General features: G+C 73.0%; 27 protein-coding genes. 21 read left to right on the top strand and 6 right to left on the bottom strand.

All coding sequences use genetic code 11. From position 1 onward, the window contains the following. Nucleotides 1-15: 15 nt before the first annotated feature. From IF22_RS0120790 to IF22_RS0120760, 7 genes are all read left to right on the top strand, one after another. The gene (locus IF22_RS0120790; RefSeq protein ID WP_030334494.1) at nt 16-1,515 is read left to right on the top strand and encodes a potassium/proton antiporter; all 1,500 of its coding nucleotides are present in this window, start codon (nt 16-18) and stop codon (nt 1,513-1,515) included. A 227-nt stretch (nt 1,516-1,742) separates the two neighbouring features. Beyond that, nucleotides 1,743-2,162 (top strand): TraR/DksA family transcriptional regulator, encoded by a 420-nt coding sequence (locus IF22_RS0120785; protein ID WP_030334492.1) that lies wholly within the window; start codon nt 1,743-1,745, stop codon nt 2,160-2,162. A gap of 64 nt (nt 2,163-2,226) precedes the next feature. Next, nucleotides 2,227-2,841, top strand: a complete 615-nt coding sequence (lspA, locus tag IF22_RS0120780; protein ID WP_030334490.1) for a signal peptidase II — start codon at nt 2,227-2,229, stop codon at nt 2,839-2,841. Further along, entirely contained in the window at nt 2,838-3,782 is a 945-nt protein-coding gene (locus IF22_RS0120775) for an RluA family pseudouridine synthase (RefSeq protein WP_030334488.1), read from the top strand. Before lspA ends, IF22_RS0120775 begins: the two co-directional genes overlap by 4 nt. A 42-nt stretch (nt 3,783-3,824) precedes the next feature. Next, nucleotides 3,825-4,856: a hypothetical protein gene (locus tag IF22_RS0120770; RefSeq protein WP_030334486.1), complete on the top strand. Its 1,032-nt coding sequence runs from the start codon at nt 3,825-3,827 to the stop codon at nt 4,854-4,856. A gap of 74 nt (nt 4,857-4,930) precedes the next feature. Beyond that, on the top strand, nt 4,931-6,667 hold the full coding sequence (locus IF22_RS0120765; RefSeq protein WP_245233687.1) for a MinD/ParA family ATP-binding protein: 1,737 nt from the start codon (nt 4,931-4,933) through the stop codon (nt 6,665-6,667). Between the two features lie 56 nt (nt 6,668-6,723). Beyond that, on the top strand, nt 6,724-7,554 hold the full coding sequence (locus IF22_RS0120760) for a DUF2567 domain-containing protein (RefSeq protein WP_030334482.1): 831 nt from the start codon (nt 6,724-6,726) through the stop codon (nt 7,552-7,554). Here the strand turns inward: IF22_RS0120760 and IF22_RS0120755 are convergent. Beyond that, the gene (locus tag IF22_RS0120755) at nt 7,469-8,173 is read right to left on the bottom strand and encodes an LON peptidase substrate-binding domain-containing protein (RefSeq protein ID WP_030334480.1); all 705 of its coding nucleotides are present in this window, start codon (nt 8,171-8,173) and stop codon (nt 7,469-7,471) included. The two genes, IF22_RS0120760 and IF22_RS0120755, sit on opposite strands and share 86 nt — an antisense overlap. A 106-nt stretch (nt 8,174-8,279) precedes the next feature. Between IF22_RS0120755 and hisD the strand changes: the two genes are divergently transcribed. The 12 genes from hisD to hisF all read left to right on the top strand — a co-directional run bounded on the left by hisD (nt 8,280) and on the right by hisF (nt 16,433). After that, nucleotides 8,280-9,602, top strand: a complete 1,323-nt coding sequence (gene hisD / locus IF22_RS0120750; RefSeq protein ID WP_030334478.1) for a histidinol dehydrogenase — start codon at nt 8,280-8,282, stop codon at nt 9,600-9,602. Further along, nucleotides 9,599-10,672, top strand: a complete 1,074-nt coding sequence (locus IF22_RS0120745) for a histidinol-phosphate transaminase (protein ID WP_030334477.1) — start codon at nt 9,599-9,601, stop codon at nt 10,670-10,672. Before hisD ends, IF22_RS0120745 begins: the two co-directional genes overlap by 4 nt. Further along, nucleotides 10,669-11,280 (top strand): imidazoleglycerol-phosphate dehydratase HisB, encoded by a 612-nt coding sequence (gene hisB / locus IF22_RS0120740; protein WP_030334475.1) that lies wholly within the window; start codon nt 10,669-10,671, stop codon nt 11,278-11,280. The genes IF22_RS0120745 and hisB overlap by 4 nt, the downstream gene beginning before the upstream one ends. Then, nucleotides 11,280-11,450: a hypothetical protein gene (locus tag IF22_RS35455; RefSeq protein ID WP_167337319.1), complete on the top strand. Its 171-nt coding sequence runs from the start codon at nt 11,280-11,282 to the stop codon at nt 11,448-11,450. Before hisB ends, IF22_RS35455 begins: the two co-directional genes overlap by 1 nt. A 13-nt stretch (nt 11,451-11,463) precedes the next feature. After that, nucleotides 11,464-12,096 carry an imidazole glycerol phosphate synthase subunit HisH gene (hisH, locus tag IF22_RS0120730; RefSeq protein ID WP_030334473.1) on the top strand — a complete coding sequence of 211 codons (633 nt, stop codon included), beginning with the start codon at nt 11,464-11,466 and terminating at the stop codon, nt 12,094-12,096. A gap of 36 nt (nt 12,097-12,132) precedes the next feature. Beyond that, nucleotides 12,133-12,456: a hypothetical protein gene (locus IF22_RS0120725; RefSeq protein ID WP_030334472.1), complete on the top strand. Its 324-nt coding sequence runs from the start codon at nt 12,133-12,135 to the stop codon at nt 12,454-12,456. 14 nt (nt 12,457-12,470) lie between these two features. Then, a complete protein-coding gene (gene priA / locus IF22_RS0120720; protein ID WP_030334470.1) occupies nt 12,471-13,196 on the top strand; it encodes a bifunctional 1-(5-phosphoribosyl)-5-((5-phosphoribosylamino)methylideneamino)imidazole-4-carboxamide isomerase/phosphoribosylanthranilate isomerase PriA in 726 nt (241 codons plus the stop codon). Further along, nucleotides 13,193-13,582, top strand: a complete 390-nt coding sequence (locus IF22_RS0120715; protein ID WP_030334468.1) for a RidA family protein — start codon at nt 13,193-13,195, stop codon at nt 13,580-13,582. Before priA ends, IF22_RS0120715 begins: the two co-directional genes overlap by 4 nt. A gap of 80 nt (nt 13,583-13,662) precedes the next feature. Next, nucleotides 13,663-14,109, top strand: a complete 447-nt coding sequence (locus IF22_RS0120710; RefSeq protein ID WP_030334465.1) for a MarR family winged helix-turn-helix transcriptional regulator — start codon at nt 13,663-13,665, stop codon at nt 14,107-14,109. Between the two features lie 5 nt (nt 14,110-14,114). Beyond that, entirely contained in the window at nt 14,115-14,546 is a 432-nt protein-coding gene (locus IF22_RS0120705; RefSeq protein WP_030334464.1) for an organic hydroperoxide resistance protein, read from the top strand. A gap of 47 nt (nt 14,547-14,593) precedes the next feature. Continuing rightward, nucleotides 14,594-15,592: an NADP-dependent oxidoreductase gene (locus IF22_RS0120700; RefSeq protein ID WP_030334461.1), complete on the top strand. Its 999-nt coding sequence runs from the start codon at nt 14,594-14,596 to the stop codon at nt 15,590-15,592. A 73-nt stretch (nt 15,593-15,665) separates the two neighbouring features. Further along, nucleotides 15,666-16,433, top strand: a complete 768-nt coding sequence (gene hisF, locus IF22_RS0120690) for an imidazole glycerol phosphate synthase subunit HisF (RefSeq protein WP_030334459.1) — start codon at nt 15,666-15,668, stop codon at nt 16,431-16,433. Between the two features lie 5 nt (nt 16,434-16,438). Here hisF and IF22_RS0120685 read toward each other — a convergent pair whose 3' ends face one another. Continuing rightward, a complete protein-coding gene (locus IF22_RS0120685) occupies nt 16,439-16,900 on the bottom strand; it encodes a hypothetical protein (RefSeq protein ID WP_030334457.1) in 462 nt (153 codons plus the stop codon). Nucleotides 16,901-17,001: 101 nt separating this feature from the next. Continuing rightward, a complete protein-coding gene (gene yczE / locus IF22_RS0120680; RefSeq protein ID WP_030334456.1) occupies nt 17,002-17,703 on the bottom strand; it encodes a membrane protein YczE in 702 nt (233 codons plus the stop codon). Nucleotides 17,704-17,762: 59 nt separating this feature from the next. On the opposite strand from yczE, the gene yczR reads away from it, so the two are divergent. Together yczR and IF22_RS0120670 are read left to right on the top strand one after the other, a co-directional pair. Then, the gene (yczR, locus tag IF22_RS0120675; protein WP_030334455.1) at nt 17,763-19,217 is read left to right on the top strand and encodes a MocR-like transcription factor YczR; all 1,455 of its coding nucleotides are present in this window, start codon (nt 17,763-17,765) and stop codon (nt 19,215-19,217) included. Further along, a complete protein-coding gene (locus tag IF22_RS0120670) occupies nt 19,174-20,610 on the top strand; it encodes a low temperature requirement protein A (RefSeq protein ID WP_425339852.1) in 1,437 nt (478 codons plus the stop codon). The genes yczR and IF22_RS0120670 overlap by 44 nt, the downstream gene beginning before the upstream one ends. 45 nt (nt 20,611-20,655) lie before the next feature. Here the strand turns inward: IF22_RS0120670 and IF22_RS0120665 are convergent, their stop codons facing one another. From IF22_RS0120665 to IF22_RS0120655, 3 genes are all read right to left on the bottom strand, one after another. Then, on the bottom strand, nt 20,656-22,482 hold the full coding sequence (locus tag IF22_RS0120665) for an AMP-dependent synthetase/ligase (protein ID WP_030334453.1): 1,827 nt from the start codon (nt 22,480-22,482) through the stop codon (nt 20,656-20,658). Between the two features lie 137 nt (nt 22,483-22,619). Then, nucleotides 22,620-23,495 carry a terpene synthase family protein gene (locus tag IF22_RS0120660; protein ID WP_245233685.1) on the bottom strand — a complete coding sequence of 292 codons (876 nt, stop codon included), beginning with the start codon at nt 23,493-23,495 and terminating at the stop codon, nt 22,620-22,622. A gap of 199 nt (nt 23,496-23,694) precedes the next feature. Then, nucleotides 23,695-24,324 (bottom strand): TIGR03085 family metal-binding protein, encoded by a 630-nt coding sequence (locus IF22_RS0120655; protein WP_030334450.1) that lies wholly within the window; start codon nt 24,322-24,324, stop codon nt 23,695-23,697. Nucleotides 24,325-24,422 lie beyond the last annotated feature (98 nt).

Genomic DNA, 24,422 nt, shown 5'->3' with positions numbered 1-24,422 from the left:
CCGGGCAAGGCAGCCGTGACCCCCGGGTTGGACATCGCGCTGCTGCTCGGTGCGGCGGTGCTGCTGGTAGCGGTCGGCGCGGTGCGACTCTCCACCCGCCTCGGCGTGCCCAGCCTCCTGGTCTATCTGGCGCTGGGTGTGGCGATCGGCGAGGGCGGGCTGGGCATCCGTTTCGACGACGTCGAGCTGACCCGGACCCTCGGCTTCTGCGCGCTGATCGTGATCATCGCGGAGGGCGGCCTCACCGCCCGGTGGACCACGCTGCGTCCGGTGCTCGGGCTGGCCTCCGTGCTCTCCACTGTGGGCGTGATCGTCAGCATCGTGGTGGTCGGCGTCGCCGTGCACCTGCTGCTGGGGCTGGACTGGCGGTTGGCGCTGCTCTACGGCGCGGTGCTCTCGTCCACCGACGCGGCTGCCGTCTTCGCCACCCTGCGCCGGCTGCGGTTGCCGCCCCGGCTGGTGGCGACGCTGGAGGCCGAGTCCGGGATGAACGACGCCCCGGTGGTGCTGCTGGTGGTGCTGCTGTCCCACCGGGGTTTCTCGCACCCGTGGTGGTACGAGGTCGCGCTGGTCTGCTACGAGCTGGGCGTCGGCGCGGCGGTGGGGGTGGGCGCGGGTGTCGCCGGCACCTGGGCGCTGCGCCGGGCGGCCCTGCCCTCGGCCGGGCTCTACCCGATCGCCGCGGTGGGCATCACGGTGCTGGCGTACGCCGCGGGGGCGGTTCTGCACGCCTCGGGCTTCCTCGCCGTCTACGTGGCCGGGGTGTTGCTGGGCAACGCCCGCCTGTCGCACCGGCAGGCGATTCTCGGTTTCGCGGACGGGCTGGCCTGGCTCGCCCAGATCGGGTTGTTCGTGCTGCTCGGGTTGCTGGCCTCGCCGGGCCGGCTGGACGCGGCGGTGCTGCCCGCGGTGGTCGCCGGGCTGGCGCTGGTGCTGCTGGCCCGGCCGCTGTCGGTGGCCGTCTCGGCGTTGCCGTTCCGGGTCGGCCTTCGAGAACAGGCGTTCCTGTCCTGGGCCGGGCTGCGCGGGGCGGTGCCGATCGTGCTGGCCACCATTCCGCTCTCCGAGCGGGTGCCCGGCGCGGAGCGGCTCTTCGACGTGGTCTTCGTGCTGGTGGTGATCTTCACGCTGGTGCAGACCGGGACGTTGGGGTCGTTCGCCCGCTGGTTGCGGGTGACCGCGCCGGCCGAGGCCGCCGAGATTCATGTGGAGACCGCGCCGCTGGAGCGGATGCGGGCGGATCTGCTCCAGGTGGAGGTGCCACCGGGCTCGCGACTGGCGGGTGTGCACGTCGACGAGTTGCGGCTCCCGTTGGGCGCGTCGGTGACCCTGGTGCTGCGCGACGGGGTGGGTTTCGTGCCCGCACCGGACACCCGGTTGAAGACCGGCGACAGTCTGCTGATCGTGGCGACCGCCGGGGTGCGGGACGCCGCGGAACGGCGGTTGCGGGCGGTCAGTCGGCGGGGTCACCTGGCCCGATGGTTTGGTGAGTACGGGGATGAGGTGGTCAATTGATCTGCTAGCGTTCCCTTTGCCCCAGTTTGGCAGGGCTCGGGGCTGTTAGACGGTGCGACGGTGCGGCACGTTGTCGGACGCCTGTACGTTCCGTATTCTTGCCAACCTCCGGAGTGCGCGGCCATCGTCGCCGCGCGCCCCTTTTCGTACATTGGGGACGCCCTGGGCGGCGCCCCCTGACCCAGGCGCCGCGGACCGCGCGGTTCCCCGGCCGAGGGAGCGACCCCATGGCGAAGCCAGCCGACACCAGGACCGCCGGGCGCAAGCCGGTGGCCAAGGCCACCCGCAGCACGGCCGAGACCGAGAAGATCCGGGCGGCGCTGGCGGCGCGGCGGGACGAGCTTCGTGCCGAGTACGATCAGACGCTGAGTGAGATCACCGAGCTGCAGCGCGATCGGCTGACCGACTCGGCCGGGGACGACCAGGCCGACACGGGCACCAAGACGCTCGAGCGGGAGCAGGAGATCTCTCTCGCCAACAGCATTCTGGAACGGATCACGCAGGTGGAGCGCGCTCTGGAGCGTCTCGACGAGGGTGGTTACGGCTGGTGCGAGCGGTGCGGCAACCCGATCCCGGTCGAGCGCCTCGCCGCCTTCCCGTCGGCCACCCTGTGTGTGACGTGCAAGCAGCTGGAGGAGCGGCGCTGAGGTCCGCTCCCCGGCGGCGATGAGACGGTGAGCGATCACCGCCAAGACTGTCGATGGGGAGCGCATGACCGCAGCACCGTCCGCCGAACCCGGCCGCACCGACCCGGGCGGCGGCACACGCCGGCCCCGGGCCGTCGTGATTCTGGCCGGAGTCGCCCTGGTGGCCCTGCTGGCCGACCTGGTCACCAAGCACCTCGCGCTGGCCGCGCTGACCGACCGGGAACCGGTCCGGCTGCTCGGCGGGTTCGTCTACCTGAGCCTGACCCGCAACAGCGGCGCGGCCTGGAGCATCGGCGCCGACCACACCTGGGTCTTCCCGCTGATCACCATCGGTGTGGTCGGCTGGATCGTCTGGATGGCACTGCGCCTGCGCTCGCTGCCCTGGGCGATCTCCCTCGGCCTGGTGCTGGGTGGCGCGTTGGGCAACCTCGTCGACCGGATCTTCCGGGCGCCGTCCCCCTTCCACGGGCACGTGGTCGACATGATCAGCCTCTTCGACCCGTACGGTCAGGTCTGGCCGGTGTTCAACCTGGCCGACAGCTCGCTGGTCTGCGGTGTGCTGCTGGCCGTCCTGTTGGAGCTGACCGGCCGGCAGCGTGACGGCCGGCGGGCGGGGCGCGACGACGACCCGGCCACCACGGACGCCGCGTCGGGCGCCGAGCAGCGGGAGCGGGCATGACCTCCGCGTTCGCCGCTGGCGGCGACCACCGTTCCCTTCCGGTTCCGGACGGCCTCGACGGCATGCGCCTGGACCAGGCCGTGTCCCGCCTGTTCGGGCTCTCCCGCACCGCCGCCGCAGCCCTGGTCGACGCCGGAGACGCGCTGGTCGACGGCGCCGCCCGGCCCAACTCGCACAAGGTCAAGGCCGGCTCCTGGCTGGACGTCACGCTGCCCGCCCCGGTCGCACCGCCGACAGTGGTGCCGCAGGCGGTGCCCGGCCTGCGCGTGGTCTACGCCGACGACGACATCGTGGTGGTCGACAAGCCGGTGGGGGTGGCCGCGCACCCCAGCCCCGGCTGGACCGGGCCGACGGTGATCGGCGCGCTCGCCGCGATCGGGCACCGCATCTCCACCAGCGGCGCCGCCGAGCGGCAGGGCGTGGTGCACCGGCTCGACGTGGGCACCACCGGGATCATGGTGGTGGCCAAGAGCGAGCAGGCGTACACGGCCTTGAAGCGGGCCTTCAAGTACCGCGAGGTCGACAAGGGCTACCACGCGGTGGTGCAGGGTCACCTGGACCCGCTGCGGGGCACCGTCGACGCGCCGATCGACAGGCACCCCACCCACGACTACCGGTGGGCGGTGGTCTCCGGCGGCAAGCCGAGCATCACCCACTACGACACCCTGGAGGCGTTCCCGGCGGCGAGCCTGGTCGACGTCCGGCTGGAGACCGGCCGGACGCACCAGATCCGGGTCCACTTCTCCACCCTGCGGCACCCCTGTGTGGGTGACCTCACCTACGGTGCCGATCCCACCCTCTCGGCCCGTCTCGGCCTGTCCCGACAGTGGCTGCACGCCCGCGAACTGAGCTTCCTGCACCCCCGAACGGGGGACGAGGTCCGGTTCGTCAGCGACTACCCTGACGACCTGGACCGTGCGCTCCAGATCCTGCGTGACTGAGCGGCGACCGCCCGACACCGATCCACAGAGGGGATCCCGCCCGTGCGCGCCGGCAACCTGCTGCGGCAGTTGGACCAGCGGCTGCTGCCGCCGCTGACCCGGGCCGTGGCCCGGCTGGGCGACCGGTCGGCGCGGTTCGGCGTGCTCAGCTGGGCCGCCGTGCTCTCCGCGGCGGCGGTGCTGGGCACCGCCGTCTGGGCCGTCGATGACGCCCCGGTCGGCGACCGGACGGTCGGTGAGGTGACCCGGGTCGGCGTCGTCGACGGCGACTCGGTCCCCGCCTACCTGCGGTCGGCCGCGGCCGACCTGGCGGCGCTGCCGGCGTCCACCCCGGCCGCCGAGGGCACGACGTACGCGCTGGTCACGCTCGACGCGTACCTGCCTCCGCAGCGGCTGGCGACGGTGCTCGGCGACGTCGGGGTGTCGACCGTCTTCGGGCGGGTTCCGCTGCCTGGCCGGCAGACCGAGATCGTCAAGATCCCCGCGATGCGGGTGCCCGACGACGTGGTCGCCGGAATGCGACAGGTGGCGGCCCGCAAGGAGACCGAGGCCGCCGACTACCGGGCCAGGGCCGCCGCGGTCGACGGCGACGGGGAGGGCGAGCGGGAGCTGCGGGAGCAGTACACCAGCGGCGCGGAGGTGGCCGCCGCCGAGGCGGCCGGTTACCGGGCCGGCTGCGCCTGCGTCTACGCGGCGGTGGTCCGCGCGACGCCGGTGGCGCTGCGCGGCGTCGCGACCCGGCCGGACGTACGGGCCGTCGACCCCGCCCCCGAGGTGTACCGGTTGGACCGCACGGTCTTCACGCCGCCCCTGCCCGAGCAGCGCGACGTGGTACGCCCACCGGCCGACACCGGGCCGAGCCCCACACCGACCCGGTCCGAGCCGCCCGCGCCACTGATCAGCGCACCGGCGCCCTCGCCGACCGTGGGCGAATCGTCGGAACCCGCACCAGCCGTGACGACCCCGTCACCCGAACCGTCGGAGCCGGAGCCCACCGAGTCGACGCCGCCGAGCGTCACCACCTCGCCGGACGCCACCGTCGCCGAGCCGCCGTCGCCGTCGCCGTCGTCGTGATCTGCGCCGGCTGGTGTGCGCTCTGAGGTGTGGTCCGAATAGGGTTGGGTTCGTAGCCTGTCAGACAGAGATCGATGGCGCTGGGAGGGCGGGCCGTGGAGGGCAGTGAGACCGGCTGGGGCCGGCCGGCCGAACCAGCGCCGCGGTGGCGCGCGTTGTTGGACCGAGCCCGGCTGGGCGGTCGCGGCGCCGAGCAGACCGAGCCCGAGCGGCGCGGCGAGGAGCCGCCGCCAGACCCGCTGCCCCGGCGGGCGGCCCCGAACGGCTACGCCGGGCGGGCACCGGCCATCGGGCATCCCGCCGACCTGTCGTACGGCGCGGAGCCCGGTTACCGGGCCGAGGCGAGCTACCGGGTCGACCCGGCCTACCGGGCCGAGCCCGCGTACCGCGCGGAGCCGGACTACCGGGCCGAGCCGGACTATCGGGCGGAGCCCGCGTACCGGGCCGAGCCGAGTTACCGGGCCGAGCCGAGTTACCGGGCCGAGCCGGACTACCGCGCGGAGCCGGCGTACCGGACCGAGCAGCCCGACTACCGCGCCGAGCCCGACTACCGCGCCGAGCCCGGCTACCGGGCCGAGCCGGGCTACCGCGCCGATCCCGGCTACCGCGCCGAGCCGGACTACCGCGTCACGCCGGAGTACCGGGCTGAGCCGGGCTACCGGGCCGAGCCGACGTACCGGGCCGAGCCCGAGCCGCCGGCCCGTGGACCCGAGCCGGTCCCGTCGCGCTACGCCCTGCTGGACAACGGCTACCGATCGGGTCAACCGTCGGTCGAGTCGCGGTACGCCCTGCTGGAGACCGGCTACCAGCCGGAAACCGGCTACCCGGCGGCCGCGCCACCGCCGGTCGCCCCGCCGCCGGTCGTCGCTGCGCCGCCGGTCGTCGCCCCGCCACCGCCGGTCGTCCCGCCGGTCACTCCGCCACCCGCCCCGGCGATCGGTTCGGCGGTCGCCGAACGTGCCTACCCGGCCCGGATCGAGTGGCGGCCGCAGGCCGTCGACCAGGAGCAGGAACGCGCCAACGGGGTGCTCAAGCGGGACCTGGGCACGCCCCGGGTGTTCGCCTTCGCCAACCCCAAGGGCGGCGTGCACAAGACGACCGCCACAGTGCTCGCCGCGGCGACGGTCGGCAGCGTCCGCGGCCAGGGCGTGCTGGCCTGGGACGACAACGAACTGCGCGGCACCCTCGGCCTGCGCGCCGGCAGCGCCCGGCACGCCCGGACGATCCGGCACCTGATCAGCGACCTGGCCCAGATCGAGATCCTGGAGGGCGCGACCCTGCTGGACCGGCTGGACGACTACCTGCGGCACGCCTCCGACGGCTCGTACGACGTGCTGGCCGGCGAGGAGAGCCCGCGCTTCGCCCAACGACTGGACCAGTTCACCGTCCGGCGGGTGCTGGAGTTGCTGCGGCGTACCCACGACGTGGTCTGCGTGGACACCGGCAACAACGTGGAGAGCCCCAACTGGCGCACGGTGATGCAGGCCGCCGACCAGCTGGTGGTGACCACGGTGCCCCGGGAGGACGCGGCGTTCAGCGCGGACTGGATGCTCGACCTGCTGCACGAGGAAGGCATGGGTGAGTTGGCGGACAACGCGATCACCCTCATCTCCTGCCCCACCCCGGGTCGCTCGACGCTCCAGGACGACCTGGAGCGGCACTTCGCCACCCGCACCCGTGGCGTCGCCGTCGTGCCGTACGACCCGGCTCTGGAGACCGGGTCGTCGATCGAGTACCACCAACTCCAGCCGGAGACCCGGCAGGCGTGGCTGCGGGCCGCGGCGATGATGGTGGAGCCGTTCGCCCGGTGAGCTGGTCTGCCGCCACCGGAGCCCCGGTCCCGCACCGGGCCTGAGAGGATCATCGGGTGAGCCCGGACAACCCCGACAGTGAGCGGCCCGTCGACGAGCCCGACCGACCCGCGCCACCCCGCACGCCGGAGGCGGATCCGCCGCAGGCCGACCCGTCGCCCGGGGCGTCGCCGGATGGGTTCGACCCAGGTCAGCCGCCCACCTCGGCGGCGTACCAGAGCTCCTTGGAACTTCGGTTCGACGAGCCGCGTCGTCCGCTGCGGGCCGTGGCGACGGTGGTGGGCGCCGTGCTCGCGCTGGCCGCGCTGGGTGTCCCGCTCGGGTTGCTCTGGGCCGCGCTCGCGCCGGACACCCCGGTGCTGAAGACCGCCGAGGGGGCGATCTACGCCGAGCCGCAACCGGAGCAGCCGATCGCCGCCGACGGCTGGTTCAGCCTGCTCGGGCTCGCCTTCGGGCTGCTCGTGGCGCTCGCCGTGTGGGTCGTGCTGCGTCGGCGGCGGGGCCCGGTCGGGTTGGTCGCCGCGGTGCTCGGCACTCTGGTTGCCGCGCCGGTGGCCTGGCAGGTGGGACGGCGGATCGGCCTGGCCACCTTCGACCGGTTGCTGGTGACCGCCCCGGCCGGGCAGGCCTTCAACAAGCCCGCCGACCTGCGCGCCGGCGGGGTGGACTGGCTGCTCGGGGTGCTGCCGGTGCCGCACGGCAACCTGCTGCTGCCGGCGTTCGGGGCCGCGGTCATGTACACCCTGCTGGCCGGCTGGTCACGGTGGCCGGGGCTGCGCCCGGAGCCCGAGCCGGGAGAGTTCAGTTGGGTGTCGGCGGGGACGCCAGCTCCGCCAGCGGCACCGGAACCGCCCGCACCTGACGCAGCAGAGCCGCCTCGCGGTTGAGCAGCCGCAGCTCGGCACGGAGCCGGGAGGCGGTGTCGTCGATCGCCAGCAGCCGTTGCCGGTCGTCGACGGTGAGCGCCGCCGTCGCCGCCACCAGGTGCGAGAGCACCGTCGGGTCCTCCGGCAACTGCTCGGAGATCTCCTCCGGGTCGGAGCGGATCAGGCCGAGGTACTGCCGGAACACCGCGATCACCCGGGCGGCCAGCAGGTCGGCCAACTCGTCCGGGCCACCCGGGTCGGGCAGCCACTCCACGTCTGCGGTGAGGTAGGGCTCGGTGCTGTCGTCGACCTCGGCGATCCGGAACCGGCGGCGGCCGACAGTGACGATGTCGTAACCACCGTCGGCCAGCTCGGTCACCTGCCGCAGCTCGGCGGTGCAGCCCACCTCGTACAGGGTGACCTCGCCGACGCCCGGCGTCGCCCGGGCGCCGGGACCGGCCGGCGCGACCTCCCAGCCGGCCTGGATGGCCACCACGCCGAACTCACGGGGGGCGCCCTCGGGCAGGCCGACCAGGTGTCGGACCAGCGCCCGGTAGCGCTCCTCGAAGATGTGCAGCGGCAGCACCAACCCGGGAAAGAGCACCGTTGCGAGCGGGAACACCGGCAGCCGTGCGGTCACAGGGTCGAGCCTAACCAATCTCGCCCACCGGGGCGTGGCCCGGCTCACCGTCCCGGCGGACGGGCGGCTCGGGTGGACCTCCGGTCGGCCGCCTAGACTCGCAAGGGTGCTGAATCGGATCGACCTGCGCGACGGTCTCGGAGACCCGCGCCGTCTGCTGCCCCGCGCCCAGCTCGACGTGTCCGTCGCCGTCGAGCGCATCCGGCCCCTGGTGGAGGCCGTCCGTGAGCATGGGTACCCAGCGATCCGGGAGGCCAGTGTTCGGTTCGACGGCATCTCCCCGGAGGTGCTGCGGGTGCCGGTCGAGGCGATCACCGAGGCGGAGGGGGTGCTCGACCCGGCGGTGCGGGCCGCGCTGCTGGAGTCCATCGCCCGGGCCCGTCGGGTGCACGCCGACCAGCGGCGCACCGACCACACCACCCAGGTGGTGCCCGGCGGTACGGTCACCGAGCGGTGGCTGCCGGTCGACCGGGTCGGCCTCTATGTGCCCGGCGGCCTGGCGATGTACCCGTCGACGGTGGTGATGAACGTGGTGCCCGCCCAGGCGGCCGGGGTGCGCTCGCTGGTGGTGGTCAGCCCGCCGCAGAAGGACAACGGCGGCCTGCCCGACCCCCGGGTGCTCGCCGCGTGCGCGCTGCTCGGCGTCGACGAGGTGTACGCCGTGGGCGGGGCCCAGGCGGTGGCGATGCTGGCGTACGGCGCGGCGGTGGACCCGGCGGGTGAGCTGCGCTGCGACCCCGTCGACCTGATCACCGGGCCCGGCAACATCTGGGTGACGGCCGCCAAGCGGCTGCTGCGCGGCGTGGTCGGCATCGACGCCGAGGCCGGTCCGACCGAGATCGCCATCCTGGCCGACGACACGGCCGACCCGGCGCACGTGGCCGCCGACCTGATCAGTCAGGCCGAGCACGACCCGCTCGCCGCGAGCGTGCTGGTCACCCCGTCGGTGGCGTTGGTCGAGGCGGTCGAGGCGGAGCTGGCCCGGCAGGTGCCGGCGACCAAGCACACCGAGCGGGTCACCACGGCGCTGACCGGTGAGCAGAGCGGCGTGGTCCTGGTGGACGACCTGGAGGCCGGGCTGCGGGTGGTCGACGCGTACGCGGCCGAGCACCTGGAGATCCAGACGGTCGACGCCCGGGAGTGGGCGCTGCGGGTCCGCAACGCCGGGGCGATCTTCGTGGGCGCCTGGTCGCCGGTGTCACTCGGCGACTACTGCGCCGGCTCCAACCACGTGCTGCCCACCGGCGGTTGTGCCCGGCACTCCTCCGGTCTGTCCGTGCAGTCCTTCCTGCGCGGCGTGCACCTGATCGAATACACCGAGGCCGCGCTGCGCGACGTGGCTCCGCACGTGGTCACCCTGGCCAACGTGGAGGACCTGCCCGCGCACGGCCAGGCGGTCCAGGCCCGCTTCCCGGGAGGGCCGGCGTGAGCGGCCTGGACGACCTGCCGATCCGCGCCGACCTGCGGGGACTGTCGCCGTACGGGGCGCCGCAACTGGACGTGCCGGTGCGGCTCAACACCAACGAGAACTCCCACCCGGTGCCGGAGCCGGTGGTCGAGGCGATCAGCAAGGCCGTCGCGGCCGAGCTGCGCGAGCTGAACCGCTACCCGGACCGGGACGCGGTGGCGCTCCGCGCCGACCTGGCCGAATATCTCGGGCACGGGCTCACCGTCGAGCAGGTGTGGGCGGCCAACGGCTCCAACGAGATCCAGCAGCAGTTGTTGCAGGCGTTCGGCGGTCCGGGGCGCAGCGCGCTCGGTTTCGTTCCGGCGTACTCGATGCACCCGCTGCTGGCCCTCGGCACCAGCACCCGCTGGGTGCCCGTCGAGCGCGGCGTCGACTTCGGGTTGACCGCCGAGGAGGCGGTCGCCCAGGTCCGCGAGCACCAGCCGGACGTGGTCTTCCTCTGCTCGCCGAACAACCCCACCGGCACGGCACTGGACCCGGCGGTGATCGCCGCGGTGCTCGACGTCGCGCCCGGCATGGTGGTCGTCGACGAGGCGTACGCCGAGTTCGCCCGGCCCGGGACGGTCAGCGCCCTCGCGGTGCTGCCCGGGCACCCGCGGCTGGTGGTCACCCGGACGATGAGCAAGGCGTTCGGCTTCGCCGGCGGCCGGCTGGGTTACCTGGCCGCCGACCCGGCGGTGGTGCAGGCGGTGCAGCTCGTCCGTTTGCCGTACCATCTCTCCGCGCTCACCCAGGCCGCCGCCCGCGCGGCGGTGGCCCACCGCGACGCCCTTCTCGGTACGGTGAGCGCGATCATGGCGCAGCGGGACCGGATCGTGGCGACGCTGCGCGGGCGGGGGTTGCGGGTCGCCGACAGTGACGCCAACTTCGTGCTCTTCGAGGTGGGCGGCGACCAGACCGTAGTCTGGAACGCCCTGCTGGCGCAGGGGGTGCTGGTCCGTGACGTCGGCCTTCCCGGCTGGCTGCGGGTGACCGCCGGCACCGCCGCCGAGACCGACGCCTTCCTTTCTGCGATGGAGACTGTTCAATGAGCCGGACCGCCCGGGTGGAGCGGATCACCAAGGAGACCAAGGTCCTCGTCGAGATCGACCTCGACGGCACCGGTGCCGCCGAGATCAGCACCGGCGTCGGTTTCTACGACCACATGCTGCACCAGATCGCCCGGCACGGTGGTTTCGACCTGACCGTGCGGACCGTGGGCGACCTGGAGATCGACGCGCACCACACGATCGAGGACACCGCGCTCGCCCTGGGTGCCGCGTTCGACCAGGCGCTGGGCGACAAGGCCGGCATCCGGCGCTACGGTTCGGCGACGGTGCCGATGGACGAGGTGCTGGTCCGGGCCGCTGTGGACCTTTCCGGTCGGCCGTACGTGGTGCACGACGAGCCGGTGCTCGCCCCGTACATCGGTCCGGTGTACGCGACCAGCATGACCCGGCACATCTGGGAGTCCTTCGGCCAGGCGGCCCGGGTCACGTTGCACGTGGACGTGCTGCGGGCGGCCCGGCCGGGCGGTCACCCGGACGCGCACCACGTGGTGGAGGCACAGTTCAAGGCGGTCTCCCGCGCCCTGCGCGAGGCGACCTCGATCGACCCGCGTTCGGCAGGTGCGATCCCGAGCACGAAGGGTGCCCTCTGATGGGTGCGGCGTTGCCGACGTTGTTGTTGATCCTGGCCGGGGTCTTGGTGGGTGGCACCTGGTCGCTCTACCGGCAGGGCGCGCCGAAGGTCGCCGTGTTCGTCACCGCGGCGCTCGCGGTGCTCGCCACTGTCGCCGGGGTTCTGCGGCTGCTGCCGGAGAACGGGTGATCGGGGTGACGGCATGAGTGACGTGGCGGTGCTCGACTACGGCTCGGGCAACCTGCGCTCGGCGGAGCGGGCGCTGGCCGCCGCCGGAGCGGATGTCCGGGTGACCGACGACCTGGCCGCCGCGGCTGCCGCCGATGGTCTGGTGGTGCCGGGTGTGGGCGCGTACGCGGCGTGCATGGCGGGGATCGAGGCGTTGGGCGCCGGTCCGGTGATCGCCGAGCGGGTGGCCGCCGGCCGGCCGGTGCTGGGCATCTGCGTGGGCATGCAGGTGCTCTTCGAGCACGGTGACGAGCACGGCGTGGTGACCAAGGGGCTGGGGTTGCTGCCCGGCGGGGTGACCCGGCTGGCTGCCGCCCGGTTGCCGCACATGGGCTGGAACACGGTCCGGGCCCCCCGGGAGTCGGTGCTGTTCGCCGGGTTGCCGGAGCAGAGCCGTTTCTACTTCGTCCACTCGTACGCGATGGGCGACCCGGCGGCGCTGGCCGCCGCGGGGGCCACGGTGACCACCGCCCACCACGACACGGATTTCGTCGCGGCGGTGGAGCGTGGCTCGTTGTCGGCGGCCCAGTTCCACCCGGAGAAGTCCGCCGAGACCGGTGCCGCGTTGCTGCGCAACTGGCTTGCCACGTTGCCCAACGGTGGGTGAGCGTCGTCGCGCGGTGCCCGGTCGGCGGGTGTCGCGGTGAGCCGGGAGCGGGCCCGCCGGCGGGCGCAGCGGGAGGCGGAGCAGGCCCGGGAGCGGGCGGTCCGGCAGCGCCAGGTCGCTCGCCGGCAGCGCCGTCGGGCGGTGGTCCGTCGGTTGACGCCGCGGCTGCGGCGGGGTCGTTCCGGGCGGCTGGCCCGGCACAGTCGGGGTGAGCGGGCCGCGATCGTGCTGCTCACCGGCGCGGCGTTGATCCTGATCTGGACGTTCGTTGACAACCTGGCGTTGCGTATCGCGCTGATCGTGCTCTTGCTGCTCGTACTGCCGGCGATCGTCGTGATCGCCCTGGACCGTCGTACCTGATCGAGGAGAAGACCGTGAGCCTCACCCTGTTACCCGCCGTCGATGTCGCTGACGGCCGGGCCGTCCGGCTCGTGCAGGGCGCCCTCGGAAGCGAGAGCGTCTACGGTGACCCGTTGGAGTCCGCGCTGGCCTGGCAGCGGGACGGCGCGGAGTGGATCCACCTGGTCGACCTGGACGCGGCGTTCGGTCGGGGCACCAACGCGCACCTGCTGGCGGAGGTGGTGCGCCAGTTGGACGTGAAGGTGGAGCTCTCCGGTGGCATCCGGGACGACGAGTCGCTGCGCGCGGCGCTGGGCACCGGGGCGGCCCGGGTGAACATCGGGACCGCCGCGTTGGAGGATCCGGTCTGGTGTGACCGGGTGGTGGCGGAGTACGGCGACCGGGTGGCCATCGGGCTGGACGTGCGGGGCCACACCCTGTCGGCGCGGGGTTGGACCCGCGACGGCGGTGACCTGTACGAGGTGCTGGAGCGGTTGGACAAGGCGGGCGCGAGCCGGTACGTGGTCACCGACATCACCAAGGACGGCACCATGCGCGGGCCGAACCTGGATCTGCTGCGCGAGGTGTGTGCCCGTACCGACCGGCCGGTGATCGCCTCCGGTGGGGTGTCCACTCTGGACGACCTGCGGGCGTTGGCGACCCTGGAGTCGGTCGGGGTGGAGGGTGTCATCGCCGGCAAGGCGCTCTACGCGGGTGCCTTCACGGTGGCCGAGGCGCTGCGGACGTTGGCGCAGGCGTGACGACGACCCGGCTCGGGTCGGGTGGCCCGTGGGAGCAGCGTTACGGCTACTCCCGGGTGGTCCGTGCCGGTGAGCGGGCCTGGACGGCCGGGTGCACGGCGACGGTGGACGGCCGGGTGGTGCACGTGGGTGATCCGGCCGCGCAGACCGCGCAGGCGCTGCGGATCGGGCTGGCCGCGCTCGCCGAGGTGGGTGCGGAGCCGGGCGATGTGGTGCGCACGAGGATGTACGTGACGGACCGGTCGCACGCCGACGAGGTGGGTCGGGCCCACAACGCGGTCTTCGGTGCGGTCCGGCCGGCGGCGACCCTGGTGGTGGTGGCCGGTCTGCTGGACCCGGAGCATCTGGTCGAGGTGGAGTTGGAGGCGTACCTCGGCGATCGCTGAGGTACGCGTCCGGTCGGCCTGCCGGCCGGCTCACGGACAGATAAGTTGTGCACAACTTAATTGTGGGCTACTTTTCAACGGTGACCGATGACCTGGTGCTGCGCCGGCAGGTGTGCTTCGCGCTCTACGCCGCGTCGCGCGCACTGACCGACGTCTACCGGCCGATCCTCGACGAGGTCGGGTTGACCTACCCGCAGTACCTGGTGCTGCTGGTGCTCTGGGAGCGTCCCGACGACGCCCCCACGGTGTCCGAGCTGGGCGCCGAGCTGCGGCTGGACTCCGGCACGCTCTCCCCGCTGCTCAAGCGGCTGGAGGGGGCGGGCCTGGTGGTGCGGCGGCGGTCGGCCCGCGACGAGCGGCGGGTCGAGGTGGGCCTCACCGAGCAGGGCCGGGCGCTGCGCGAGCAGCTCTGCGACGTCCCGCTGCGGATCGCTCAGGCCACCGGGCTGGGCCTCGGCGAGTTGGTGGCGCTGCGCGACACCCTCACCCGGGTCACCGACACCATCCACCGACAGAAGGAGCAGTGAGCACCATGCAGGTTCTCTACACCGCGTCCGCTACCGCCACCGGCGACGGCCGGGACGGCCACGTCGAGACCTCCGACGGCACTGTCGCGCTCGACCTGGCCGTGCCGAAGGAGATGGGCGGCGCCGGCGGTGCGGCCAATCCCGAGCAGCTCTTCGCCGCCGGCTACGCGGCCTGCTTCCACAGCGCGCTGCGGGTGGTGGCCCGCCGGGCCAAGGCCGACGTGACCGGTTCCGTGGTCGCCGCCGAGGTGGGCATCGGCCCGAACGGCAGCGGCGGCTTCGGGCTCACCGTGCAGCTCGTCGTCGACCTTCCCGCCGCGTCCCGCGAGGTGGCCGAGCAGCTCGTCGAGCAGGCGCACCAGGTCTGCCCGTACTCCAATGCCACCCGTGGCAACGTCGACGTCACGCTGACCGTCCGCGAGACCCTGCCCGCGTGACACCGCGGCACCCGGCCCCCACCCGCGGACGAGAGGACAACCATCCAGTGACCGGCAACCGCGAGATCCACCTGGCCAGCCGCCCCCAGGGCTGGCCCACCGAAGACACCTTCCGGCTCGTCGAGACCGACGTCCCGACGCCCGGACCGGGCCAGATCGTGGTCCGCAACCAGTTCATGTCGGTCGACCCGTACATGCGCGGACGGATGAACGACGTCAAGTCGTACGTGCCGCCGTACGCGCTCGACGCGCCGCTCGACGGGGCCGCGATCGGCGAGGTGGTGGCCAGCGAGGCGGCGGACATCGCCGTCGGGACCACCGTCCAGCACGGGCTCGGCTGGCGGGAGTACGCGCTGCTCGACGCGACCGCCGCCCGTCAGGTCGACCCGGGCGTCGCCCCGGTCAGCGCGTACCTGAGCGTGCTCGGCATGACCGGGCTGACCGCGTACGCCGGGCTGCTGGAGGTGGCCGCGATGAAGCCCGGCGAGACGGTCTTCGTCTCCGCCGCGGCCGGTGCGGTCGGCAGCCTGGTCGGCCAGATCGCCAAGCTCAAGGGCGCCGGCCGGGTGATCGGCAGCGCCGGCTCGCCGGCCAAGGTCGAGCGGCTGCGGGCGCTGGGCTTCGACGCCGCCTTCGACTACCACGACGGGCCGGTCCGTGAGTCGTTGCGGGCGGCCGCCCCGGACGGCGTCGACGTCTACTTCGACAACGTCGGCGGCGACCACCTGGAAGCCGCGATCTCGGCCATGAACCTGCACGGCCGAGCCGCGATCTGCGGCATGATCTCCCAGTACAACGCCACCGAGCCGTCGCCCGCGCCGCGCAACCTGGCGCTGGTCATCGGCAAGCGGCTCACCCTGCGCGGCTTCCTGGTCAACGACCACCACGACGTCCGGCCGGCGTTCGTGCGCGACGTCGCGGGCTGGCTGCGCGACGGCACGCTGTCCTACGACGAGACGATCGTGGACGGCATCGAGAACGCCCCGGCGGCGTTCCTCGGCCTGCTGCGCGGCGACAACCTCGGCAAGATGCTCGTCAAGGTGTGACCGAGGCCTCGTTCACGGCGGTCGACCCGATCGGGTCGACCGCCGTGCCGCGGGCGGAGGATAGGCTCGCGGTATGACGGTGGCGGTACGGGTGATCCCCTGTCTGGACGTGGACGCCGGGCGGGTGGTCAAGGGGGTCAACTTCCTCGACCTGCGGGACGCCGGCGACCCGGTGGAGCTGGCCGCCGCGTACGACCGGGCCGGCGCTGACGAGTTGACGTTCCTCGACGTCACCGCGTCCTCCAGCGACCGCGGCACCATGCTCGACGTGGTGCGCCGCACCGCCGAGTCGGTGTTCATCCCGCTGACCGTCGGCGGTGGGGTCCGGCAGGTCGCCGACGTGGACACGTTGCTGCGCGCCGGGGCGGACAAGGTCGGCGTCAACACCGCCGCCATCGCCCGACCGGAGCTGATCGCCGAGATCGCCGACCGGTTCGGCCGGCAGGTGCTCGTGCTCTCCCTCGACGTGCGTCGGTCGTCGACCGGTGCCACGCCCAGCGGCTTCGAGGTCACCACGCACGGGGGTCGACGCGGCACCGGCATCGACGCCGTGTGGTGGGCACACCGGAGCGCCGAGTTGGGCGCGGGGGAGATCCTGCTCAACTCGATGGATGCCGACGGCACCAAGGCGGGCTTCGACCTGGAGCTGATCGCCGCGGTGCGGGCGGTGGTGGACGTGCCGGTGGTGGCCAGTGGGGGTGCCGGTGAGGTGGCCCACTTTCCGCCCGCTATCGGCGCCGGCGCGGACGCGGTGCTCGCCGCCAGCGTCTTCCACTTCGGCGAGCTGACCGTCGCCGAGGTCAAGGACGCGCTGCGCCTCGACGGCCACCCGGTGCGCTGAGCCGCTCAGCGCTCGCCGGAGTGCCCCTCCGGTGACCGACGCGGGGTGGGGATCGAACGGACCGCGTACTCCTGGACAGCCGCCGCGTGGTCGGCCTCGTCCAGGATCCAGTCGGCGCTGCCGGGCGCGTGCCGGCGGGTCAACACACCCTGCACGGTGTCCACCATGGTCGCCACACCCGCGCGCGGGCGGGTACGCCAGAGCGTCTCACCCTCGGCGGTGATCCGGAACCAGCCGTCGGCGACGCTGACCAGCCCGGCGCCGACCAGCCGCTGGACCGCGGCCTCCACCTCGTGCCGCTGCGGGATCGCGTGGTTGAGGTGGTCGGCGGTGGAGAGCACGTCGGCCAGGCGAACGCCCTCCGGTCGTCGGCTTGTCGCCGACCGACGGTGCCGTCCGGCGCCGCTCGCGATGACGAGCGACACGAAGATCCAGGCGTCCGTCCAGCGCCAACCGTTCTCCCCCATGCAGAGATGATGACGGCGCGCGTCGCGGAAGGGAACACCCACCCGCCAACCGGTGTGCAGCACCACCACCACGTACCGGTTCGCGGACGGTCGGTGAGGTTTCAGCCGGCGGGGGTGACCGGCGCGGGACTGCCCGGTGGCGGTGCGGGGCTGTCGGGTGTGCCGCCCTCCGGCACGGCGCTCTCGGGTGCCGGAGCTTCCGGCACGGCGAACAGCGGGATGAAGAACTGGGCCAACGGACCGATGGCCAACGCGTACGCGACGGTGCCCACCCCGACCGTGCCGCCGAGCAGCCAGCCCAGCGCCAGCACGGTGACCTCGATGACGGTGCGCACCAGCCGGACCGACCGGCCGGGCCGGCGGGCCACGTACCCGGTCATCAGGCCGTCGCGCGGGCCGGGGCCCAACTGGGCGCCGAGGTACAGAGCGGTGGCGGCGCCGTTGGCGACGATCCCGCTGACCAGCATCGCGATCCGGACACTGCGCGGGCCACCCTCCGGCAGCAGGGCCACCGTGGCGTCCACCACCAGGCCGATCACCACGACGTTGCTGACCGTGCCGAGGCCGGGCCGCTGCCGCAGCGGGATCCAGAGCAGCAGGACAAGCGCGCCGACGCCGATGGTGACCGTCCCGAAGGAGAGCCGGGTCAGCTCGGAGAGCCCCTGGTGGAACACGTCCCACGGGTCGAGGCCCAGGTCGGAGCGGATCATCAGGGCCATGCTGACGCCGTAGAGCGTGAGCCCGAGGTAGAGCTGGACCAGCCGTCGAACCGGCCGGTGCCGCAGATTGCCAAGCAGTGCCATGCATGCCACCCTAGGTGCCAATCCTCATTGAGGAAGAAGCCAATATCCGAGGAGTGGCCATGACCGGGCAGGTACGCGGTGTCCAATTGGCCCGTCTGCTCGGGCAGTGGCATGCGCTCCCGGGTCGGCGACGCAGCCCCGACTACGCCGCGCTGGCCGGCTCCGTGCGCGGGCTGCTCGCCGACGGCCGTCTGCCGCTGGGCGTCCGCCTCCCGGCCGAACGGGAACTGGCCGAGGCGCTGCGGATCAGCCGGACCACCGTCACCGCTGCCTACCGGCAGCTACGCGAGAGCGGGCACCTGGCCAGCCGCCGAGGCGCTGGCAGCTGGACGATGCTGCCCGGCAACCACCGGGTGGCCAGCACCGGGCTGTGGACCCCGCTGGACGACCGGGAGATGCTCGACCTCGGCGTCGCGGCGCTGGCCGCCCCGCCGCAGCTGCTGTCGGCCGCCCGGGCCGCCGCCGAGGACCTGCCCCGCTACCTGAGCGGGGCCGGCTACCACCCGACCGGCATCATCGAGCTGCGTGAGGCCGTGGCCGACGCGTACAGCGCCCGGGGTCTGCCCACCTCGGCCGACCAGATCATGGTCACCAGCGGCACCCAGCACGCACTGGACCTGGTGCTGCGGCTCGCCCTCGCCCCGGGCGGCACCGTGCTGGTCGAGTCCCCGACCTACCCCAACGCCCTCGCCGCGCTGGCCGGCCGGCGGGCCCGGATCACCACCCACGGTCTGGCCGCCGACGCCGGCTGGGAGCCCGACCTGCTGCTGGGCAGTCTGCGGCAGACCCGGCCGAAGCTGGCGTACCTGATTCCGGAGTTCCAGAACCCGACCGGGCACCTGATGCCCGCCGCGCTGCGCGAGCGCGTGGTCGCCGCCGCGCACGCGGTCGGCACCGACCTGGTCATCGACGAGTCGTTCGTGGACCTGTCGATGGACGGCACCGAGCCGCCACCCCCGGTCGCCACCTACGACCGGCACAGTCGGGTGATCAGCATCGGGGGGATGAGCAAGCCCTACTGGGGTGGCCTGCGGATCGGCTGGGTGCGGGCGTCCGCGCCGCAGGTGCAGCGACTGGCCGCCGTGCGGGTCGGAGTCGACATGGCCAGCCCGGTGCTGGACCAACTGGTCGCGGTGCACCTGCTCGCCGACGCCGAGGCCATCGTCGCCGACCGCCGCGTCCAGTTGGCCGTGCAGCGTGATGCCCTGCTCGGCGCGCTGGCGCACCAACTGCCCGAGTGGCGGGTCACCGTGCCACGCGGTGGCGTGACGCTGTGGGCCGAGTTGGACGGCCCGGTCTCCAGCGCGCTGGCCCGGGCCGCGGAGGAGGTCGGCGTACGACTCGCGCCCGGCCCCCGGTTCGGCCTGGACGGCACCCTGGAGCGCTTCCTGCGGCTGCCGTTCACCCTGCCCGCAGCGGACCTCGTGGAGGCCGTCGGGCGGATCGCGGCGATCCGCTACGACCTGGACCGTGCCGCCCGTCAGCGGTGGCGCGAGCCGGCCGTCATCGCCTGAGCCGGCACCGAACACACCAGGGGCATCCGCCGGCACCGTTATGCCGGGAATATGTCATCCGACCTGGTCCGGCTGCCACACTCTCCTGGTGGTCGAGGGCGCGGGAGTGCGTGGGGTCCAGCGGAGCGCGCCTGGCTCCCGGGCGACCCGCCTCGAACTCTTCTACGACCTGATCTTCGTCTTCGCCTTTCTGAACGTCACCACCGTCACCGCCGGCAATCCGACGGTTGCCGGGCTGATCCGGTGCCTGGTGGTGCTGGCGCTGCTCTGGTGGTGCTGGACGGGATTCGCCGTGTTGGGCAACCTGGTCCGTACCGACCAGGGCATCGTCCCGCTGGTCGGCTTCGCCACCATGGCCGCCGCCTTCGTGCTGGCGCTGAGCCTGCCGAAGGCGTTCACCGACCGCCCCGGTGGGCTGCCCGGCCCGCTGGTCTTCGCGGCCGGCTATTTCCTGGTCCGGGTCGGCGAGACGTCCATCTTCCTGTGGCTGGGCCGTCGGGACCGGGGCGTGCGTCGACGCTGGCGGATGCTCGCCCTGCCGGTGGTGCTCGCCACGTCGCTCATCGTCGTGGCCGCCCTGGTGCCGCAGCGGCTCTTCGACGGCACCGCCGAGGGGGTGTTCCGGCTGGCGCTGTGGCTCGCCGCCCTGGCCGTCGAGTACGGGGCCGGGCTGGCGCTGCGCGGCACCGGGTGGACGGTGCTCTCCGCCGGGCACTGGGCGGAGCGGCACAGCCAGATCGTCCTGATCGCCCTCGGCGAGGCCATCATCGCGCTCGGGTTCGCTCCCGGCGGCAGCGCCGGCCTGCCGCTGACCTGGCCGGCGCTGATCGCCGCAGTGCTCGGCATCGCGGTGGCCGCAGCGCTGTGGTGGGCCTACTTCGACACCCTGGCGCTCGGCATGGAACAGACCCTGCACCGGACCCGCGACCCCGTCGCCCGCGCCGCTCTGGCCCGCGACGCCTACACCTACCTGCACCTGCCGGTCATCGCCGGCGTCATCCTGTTCGCGCTCGGACTCAAGGGGCTGATCAACGACGAAGCCGACGTCAGCACGCCGAACTGGGGGGTTCCGCTGCCGGGCTTCGACCTGCTCGCGCTCTACGGCGGGGTCGCGCTCTATCTGCTCGCGCTCATCGTGCTCGGCCGGAAAATGCTCGCCGCCCCCCGCTGGCCCACGATCGGCGGAATCCTGCTGCTGCTCGTGCTGGTGCCGGTGGCCGGGTCGTTGCCCGAGCTGTCCGCGTTGACCATGCTGGCCGTGGCCGCCTGGCTGGCAGTGGGGGCGCAGACGATCGTCGACGCCCAGCGCCGACGCGGGGTCCGCGAGGTGGCGCTGGCGGAGCAGCTCGCCGTGGAGGAGGACCAGACGAGGTGGCGGGGCCACCACCTGTGAGGGCCCCGTGCCGGCCGGGAGCCGGGCACGGGGCCCTCGACGGCGTCAGAGTTCGGCGAGGGTGCCGGCGTACATCTTGTCGATCTCGGCGGCGAAGTTGCTCTCCACACCACGCCGCTTGATCTTCAAGGACGGGGTGATCTCGCCGTCCTCGATCGTCAAATCGCGCGGCAGGATTGCCACCTTCTTGATCGTCTCCCAGCGGTTGAGCTTGGCGTTGAGCTGGGCGACGTACTCCTCGACCATCGTCTGGGCCTCCGCCGAGGCGACGATCTCGGAGTAGCTGCGCCCTTCGAGGGGGCCGCCGGCGGCCCAGCCGCGGATCGCGTCCGGGTCCAGGGTGACCAGCATCGTGCAGAAGTTGCGGGCCTGACCGACGACGACCGCCTGCGAGGTGTACGGGCAGATGGCCTTGAACATCCCCTCGATGTGCGACGGCGCGATGTACTTGCCGCCCGAGGTCTTGACCAGGTCCTTCTTACGGTCGGTGATGCGCAGGTAACCCTGTTCGTCGAGGGTGCCGATGTCACCGGTGCGGAAGAAGCCGTCCTCGGTGAACGCGGCGGCGGTCTCCTCCGGCAGGTTGTGGTAGCCGCGCATCACCGGCCGACCACGGACCAGGATCTCCCCGTCGGTGTCGATCTTGCATTCGAGGTCGCCCATCGCCCGGCCCACGGTGCCGATCCGCAGCCCGGCCGGGGGGTTGACGAAGTTGCCCGCGCTGGTCTCGGTCAGGCCGTAGCCCTCGGAGATCGGCAGGTTCGCGGCGGCGAAGAAGGTGGCGATCTCCGGGCTGAGGGGCGCGGCGCCGGACACCAGCACCCGCATCCGGCCGCCCAGGCGGGCCTGGAGCTTGCTGAACACCAGCTTCTCGGCCAACCCGTAGCGCAGCTTCAGCCCGGCCGGCACCGGCTTGCCGGCCTGCTCAAGGGTGACCTTCTCCTTGCCGATGCCGACCGCCCAGCCGAAGATCTTCGCCTTCGCGCCGCCGGCACCCTGCGCGGTGGTCACCGCCTTGTTGTAGACCTTCTCGAACACCCGGGGAGCGCCGCACATCAGCGTCGGACGGATGACCGAGAGCAGGTCGACCAGCTTGTCCACCCGGCCGTCGACGTAGGTGGGCAGGCCGACGTGGATGGCGCCGCAGAGCAGGGTCTTGCCGAACGAGTGAGCCAGCGGCAGCCACAGGTACTGCAGGTCGTCGTCGCGTAACAACCCCACGTCCGCCTGCGCCACCGCCTCCCAGCACCAGCCGCCGTGCAGCAGCTCGACGCCCTTGGGCTGCCCGGTGGTGCCGGAGGTGTAGATCAGGGTGGCCAGGTGGTCCGGGCCGATGCCGGCCACCAGCATGTCGATCAGATCCGGTTCGGCGGCCAGCGCCTGGGCGCCGCGCTCCTCCAGTTCGGCGAGCGTCAGCTGCGCGATCGCCGCGGTCGGGTCGGCGGCACCGTCGAGGAGCACCACGTGGGTGAGCGCGGGCAGGGTCGCCCCGGCGATCTTCGCCGCCTGGGCCGGGTTCTCCGCGAACAGCACCTTGGAACCGGAGTCGGCGATGATGTACGTCGCGTCGGTCGGCTCGGTGGTCGGGTAGACGGTGGTGGTCGCGCCGCCGGCGCACATGATGCCGAGGTCGGCGATCACCCACTCCAGCCGGGTGTTGGCGAGGATCGCGACCGGGTCCTCCTGGCCGACGCCCAGGCCGTGCAGGCCGGCGGCGACCGCCTTGGCGCGCTGACCGACCTGCGCCCAGGTCAGCCAGACGGGCCCCGAGTCGTCGGGGTTCGGGGATGCGAACGCGTTTCGGTCGGGGGTGGCCGCCACGCGCTTGAGAAACATGTCCGGGATGGAGCGGTACGGTACATCGAGAGCCATCGCTGTAGCCGCCTTCGGGGGTGGTGGCGTGACGGTCGTCACGTCATGATGGTTACCGAAGAGTATTGCCTGTCGCCATGCATCGGCTAGCCCTGGTGATCGTCCGGCCGTCCCATCCCACCAACCGGTACGGTCGATCAGGCGTACCGGGCAGCCACCACTGACCAGTCGTAGGTGGCCCGGACCCAGTTGCGCCGGACCACCAACGCGTCGCGCAGCCGGTCGTCGCCGGTGGCGCGGAGCGCCTCCTCCGCGTCCAGGTACGTCGCCAAACCCTGGTTGAACCGGTGCGCCGCGCTCCGCAGCGCGGTCGCCTCGTCCGCCTCGCTGTCCTGGGCGATCACCGTGACAAGGTTGTGCGCGTCCGGGTCGGCCTGACTCTCCTTGCCGTACGAGAAGAGGTCGTTGCACCAGCAGACCAGGTCCACCGCCAGTAGGTCGAGGGTGGCCAGGCCCGGGTCGGCGCGTTGGGTCGGCCCGGAGGGTCGCCTCGACGCCAGGTCGGTCAGGGTGAGGCAGGGGTGCACACCGCCGATGTGCCGGCGCAGTTGGACGTACTCCGCCATCTCGGGCACGCGCCGACGTTCCCGGTTGCCCGCCTCCCAGAGCAGCGCCAACAGATACTCCCGCATCTGGCTGACGAACCGCAGGAGCAGCCCGGCGTGATCGTGCAGCCGGGTCCGGCGGCAGAGGTCGTGCAGCGCGTCACCCAGGGGCCCGACGGCGGGCGGTGCCACGTCCGGGTCACCGCACCGGTCGAGCACGTCGAGCAGGGTGCTGATCGCCGGTCCCAACCGCGCCGGGTCGGCGCCGAGGCCGTCCTCGTCGCAGGCGTCATCCATCACGAAGAGCCAGCTGATCAGGTCGGTGAGCAGCCGAAGCCCCTCCACCGAGCCGTCCGGGCAGGCGCGGCCGGCCAGGCCGGCGGCGTCGGCCCGTTCCAGCCGGTACACACGTTGGCCGGAATCGACCAGCCCGAACGTGCGTGCCCACTCGATGCTCTCACTCGCCACTTGGTCCGTGGCACCATGGCGCCCCGTGGGGAACGGCGGTTCCCGCAGCGCCGAAATCGCGAAGTCCCGCACAGTGTGCCCCCACTCCGTGCCGCCCGGCGCGGCGCGGCGCGGTGAAGCGTACGGGAGGGCGTATCAGCGTGCTTCGCTGGGTGTGGGGAATCCGACAGCTATTCAGTGACCGTTTCCGTACAGACGGTCACATTCCCAGGCTGGCGTCGCGCAGTCGTCCCGCCACCTCCGTCGAGCCGTTCAGTTGGACCCGGGCCACCCGTTGCCGGCCGGACAGGAACAGCACCAACTCCCCCGGGGAGCCCACCAGGCGCAGCGGCTCACCGCCGCGACCGACGGAGATCTCACCGTGGCCGGGCGCCTGCACGAGGAGGTCCGCCGGAAAACGGCGCAGGGCCAGCCGGGCCATCGGGGCCACGCGTTTCCAGAGCGCGCTCTGCAAACCGGTGGGCAGATCGCGCGGCTGCCACCCGGAGCCGGCCCGTCGGACGTCCTCGTGGTGGATGAAGAACTCCATCGTGTTGGCCAGTTCGTCGGTCAGCGGATTGCTGACCGGGCTCCACAGCGGCGGGCGCCGTACCTGCGCCACCAGTTCGGGGTACCCCTGTGCGGCGAGGCGCTGCCGGACCCGCTCGGCGTATCCGCGCAGCGGCGGCAGCAGGATCCCACCCGCCGCGTCCGGACGGCGCTCCCGCAGCACCAGATGAGCGGCGAGGTCACGGGTCGCCCAGCCCTCGTTGATCGTCGGGGCGTCCGGCCCGAGGGCCAGCAGAAGATCGGCCAGCGCCTCGCGCTCGGCTCGGGCGTACCGCGGCATGGCCCGATCGTAGGCCCGGTGGCCCGTCGGCGCGCGCCGACGGACGCCGGTCGCCGCCCTCGGACGCCGCCGTCCGGTACGTGACGGTCGACATATCC

Origin of the sequence: Micromonospora parva (assembly GCF_000718515.1) — a bacterium.
Classification (GTDB): Bacteria; Actinomycetota; Actinomycetes; order Mycobacteriales; family Micromonosporaceae; genus Micromonospora; species Micromonospora parva.
Note: the sequence above shows the minus strand (reverse complement) of the source record. Positions and strands in the feature narration are given on the sequence as shown.

Bases quoted from the DNA above. Each gene is read 5' to 3' on its own strand.
- IF22_RS0120775 (WP_030334488.1), top strand. From the start codon at position 2,838: ATGACCTCCGCGTTCGCCGCTGGCGGCGACCACCGTTCCCTTCCGGTT.
- IF22_RS35455 (WP_167337319.1), top strand. From the start codon at position 11,280: ATGGGTGCGGCGTTGCCGACGTTGTTGTTGATCCTGGCCGGGGTCTTG.
- IF22_RS0120705 (WP_030334464.1), top strand. From the start codon at position 14,115: ATGCAGGTTCTCTACACCGCGTCCGCTACCGCCACCGGCGACGGCCGG.
- IF22_RS0120655 (WP_030334450.1), bottom strand. From the start codon at position 24,324: ATGCCGCGGTACGCCCGAGCCGAGCGCGAGGCGCTGGCCGATCTTCTG.
- yczR (WP_030334455.1), top strand. From the start codon at position 17,763: ATGACCGGGCAGGTACGCGGTGTCCAATTGGCCCGTCTGCTCGGGCAG.
- IF22_RS0120665 (WP_030334453.1), bottom strand. From the start codon at position 22,482: ATGGCTCTCGATGTACCGTACCGCTCCATCCCGGACATGTTTCTCAAG.
- yczE (WP_030334456.1), bottom strand. From the start codon at position 17,703: ATGGCACTGCTTGGCAATCTGCGGCACCGGCCGGTTCGACGGCTGGTC.
- hisF (WP_030334459.1), top strand. From the start codon at position 15,666: ATGACGGTGGCGGTACGGGTGATCCCCTGTCTGGACGTGGACGCCGGG.
- IF22_RS0120765 (WP_245233687.1), top strand. From the start codon at position 4,931: ATGGCGCTGGGAGGGCGGGCCGTGGAGGGCAGTGAGACCGGCTGGGGC.
- IF22_RS0120785 (WP_030334492.1), top strand. From the start codon at position 1,743: ATGGCGAAGCCAGCCGACACCAGGACCGCCGGGCGCAAGCCGGTGGCC.
- hisH (WP_030334473.1), top strand. From the start codon at position 11,464: ATGAGTGACGTGGCGGTGCTCGACTACGGCTCGGGCAACCTGCGCTCG.
- lspA (WP_030334490.1), top strand. From the start codon at position 2,227: ATGACCGCAGCACCGTCCGCCGAACCCGGCCGCACCGACCCGGGCGGC.
- IF22_RS0120685 (WP_030334457.1), bottom strand. From the start codon at position 16,900: ATGGGGGAGAACGGTTGGCGCTGGACGGACGCCTGGATCTTCGTGTCG.
- hisB (WP_030334475.1), top strand. From the start codon at position 10,669: ATGAGCCGGACCGCCCGGGTGGAGCGGATCACCAAGGAGACCAAGGTC.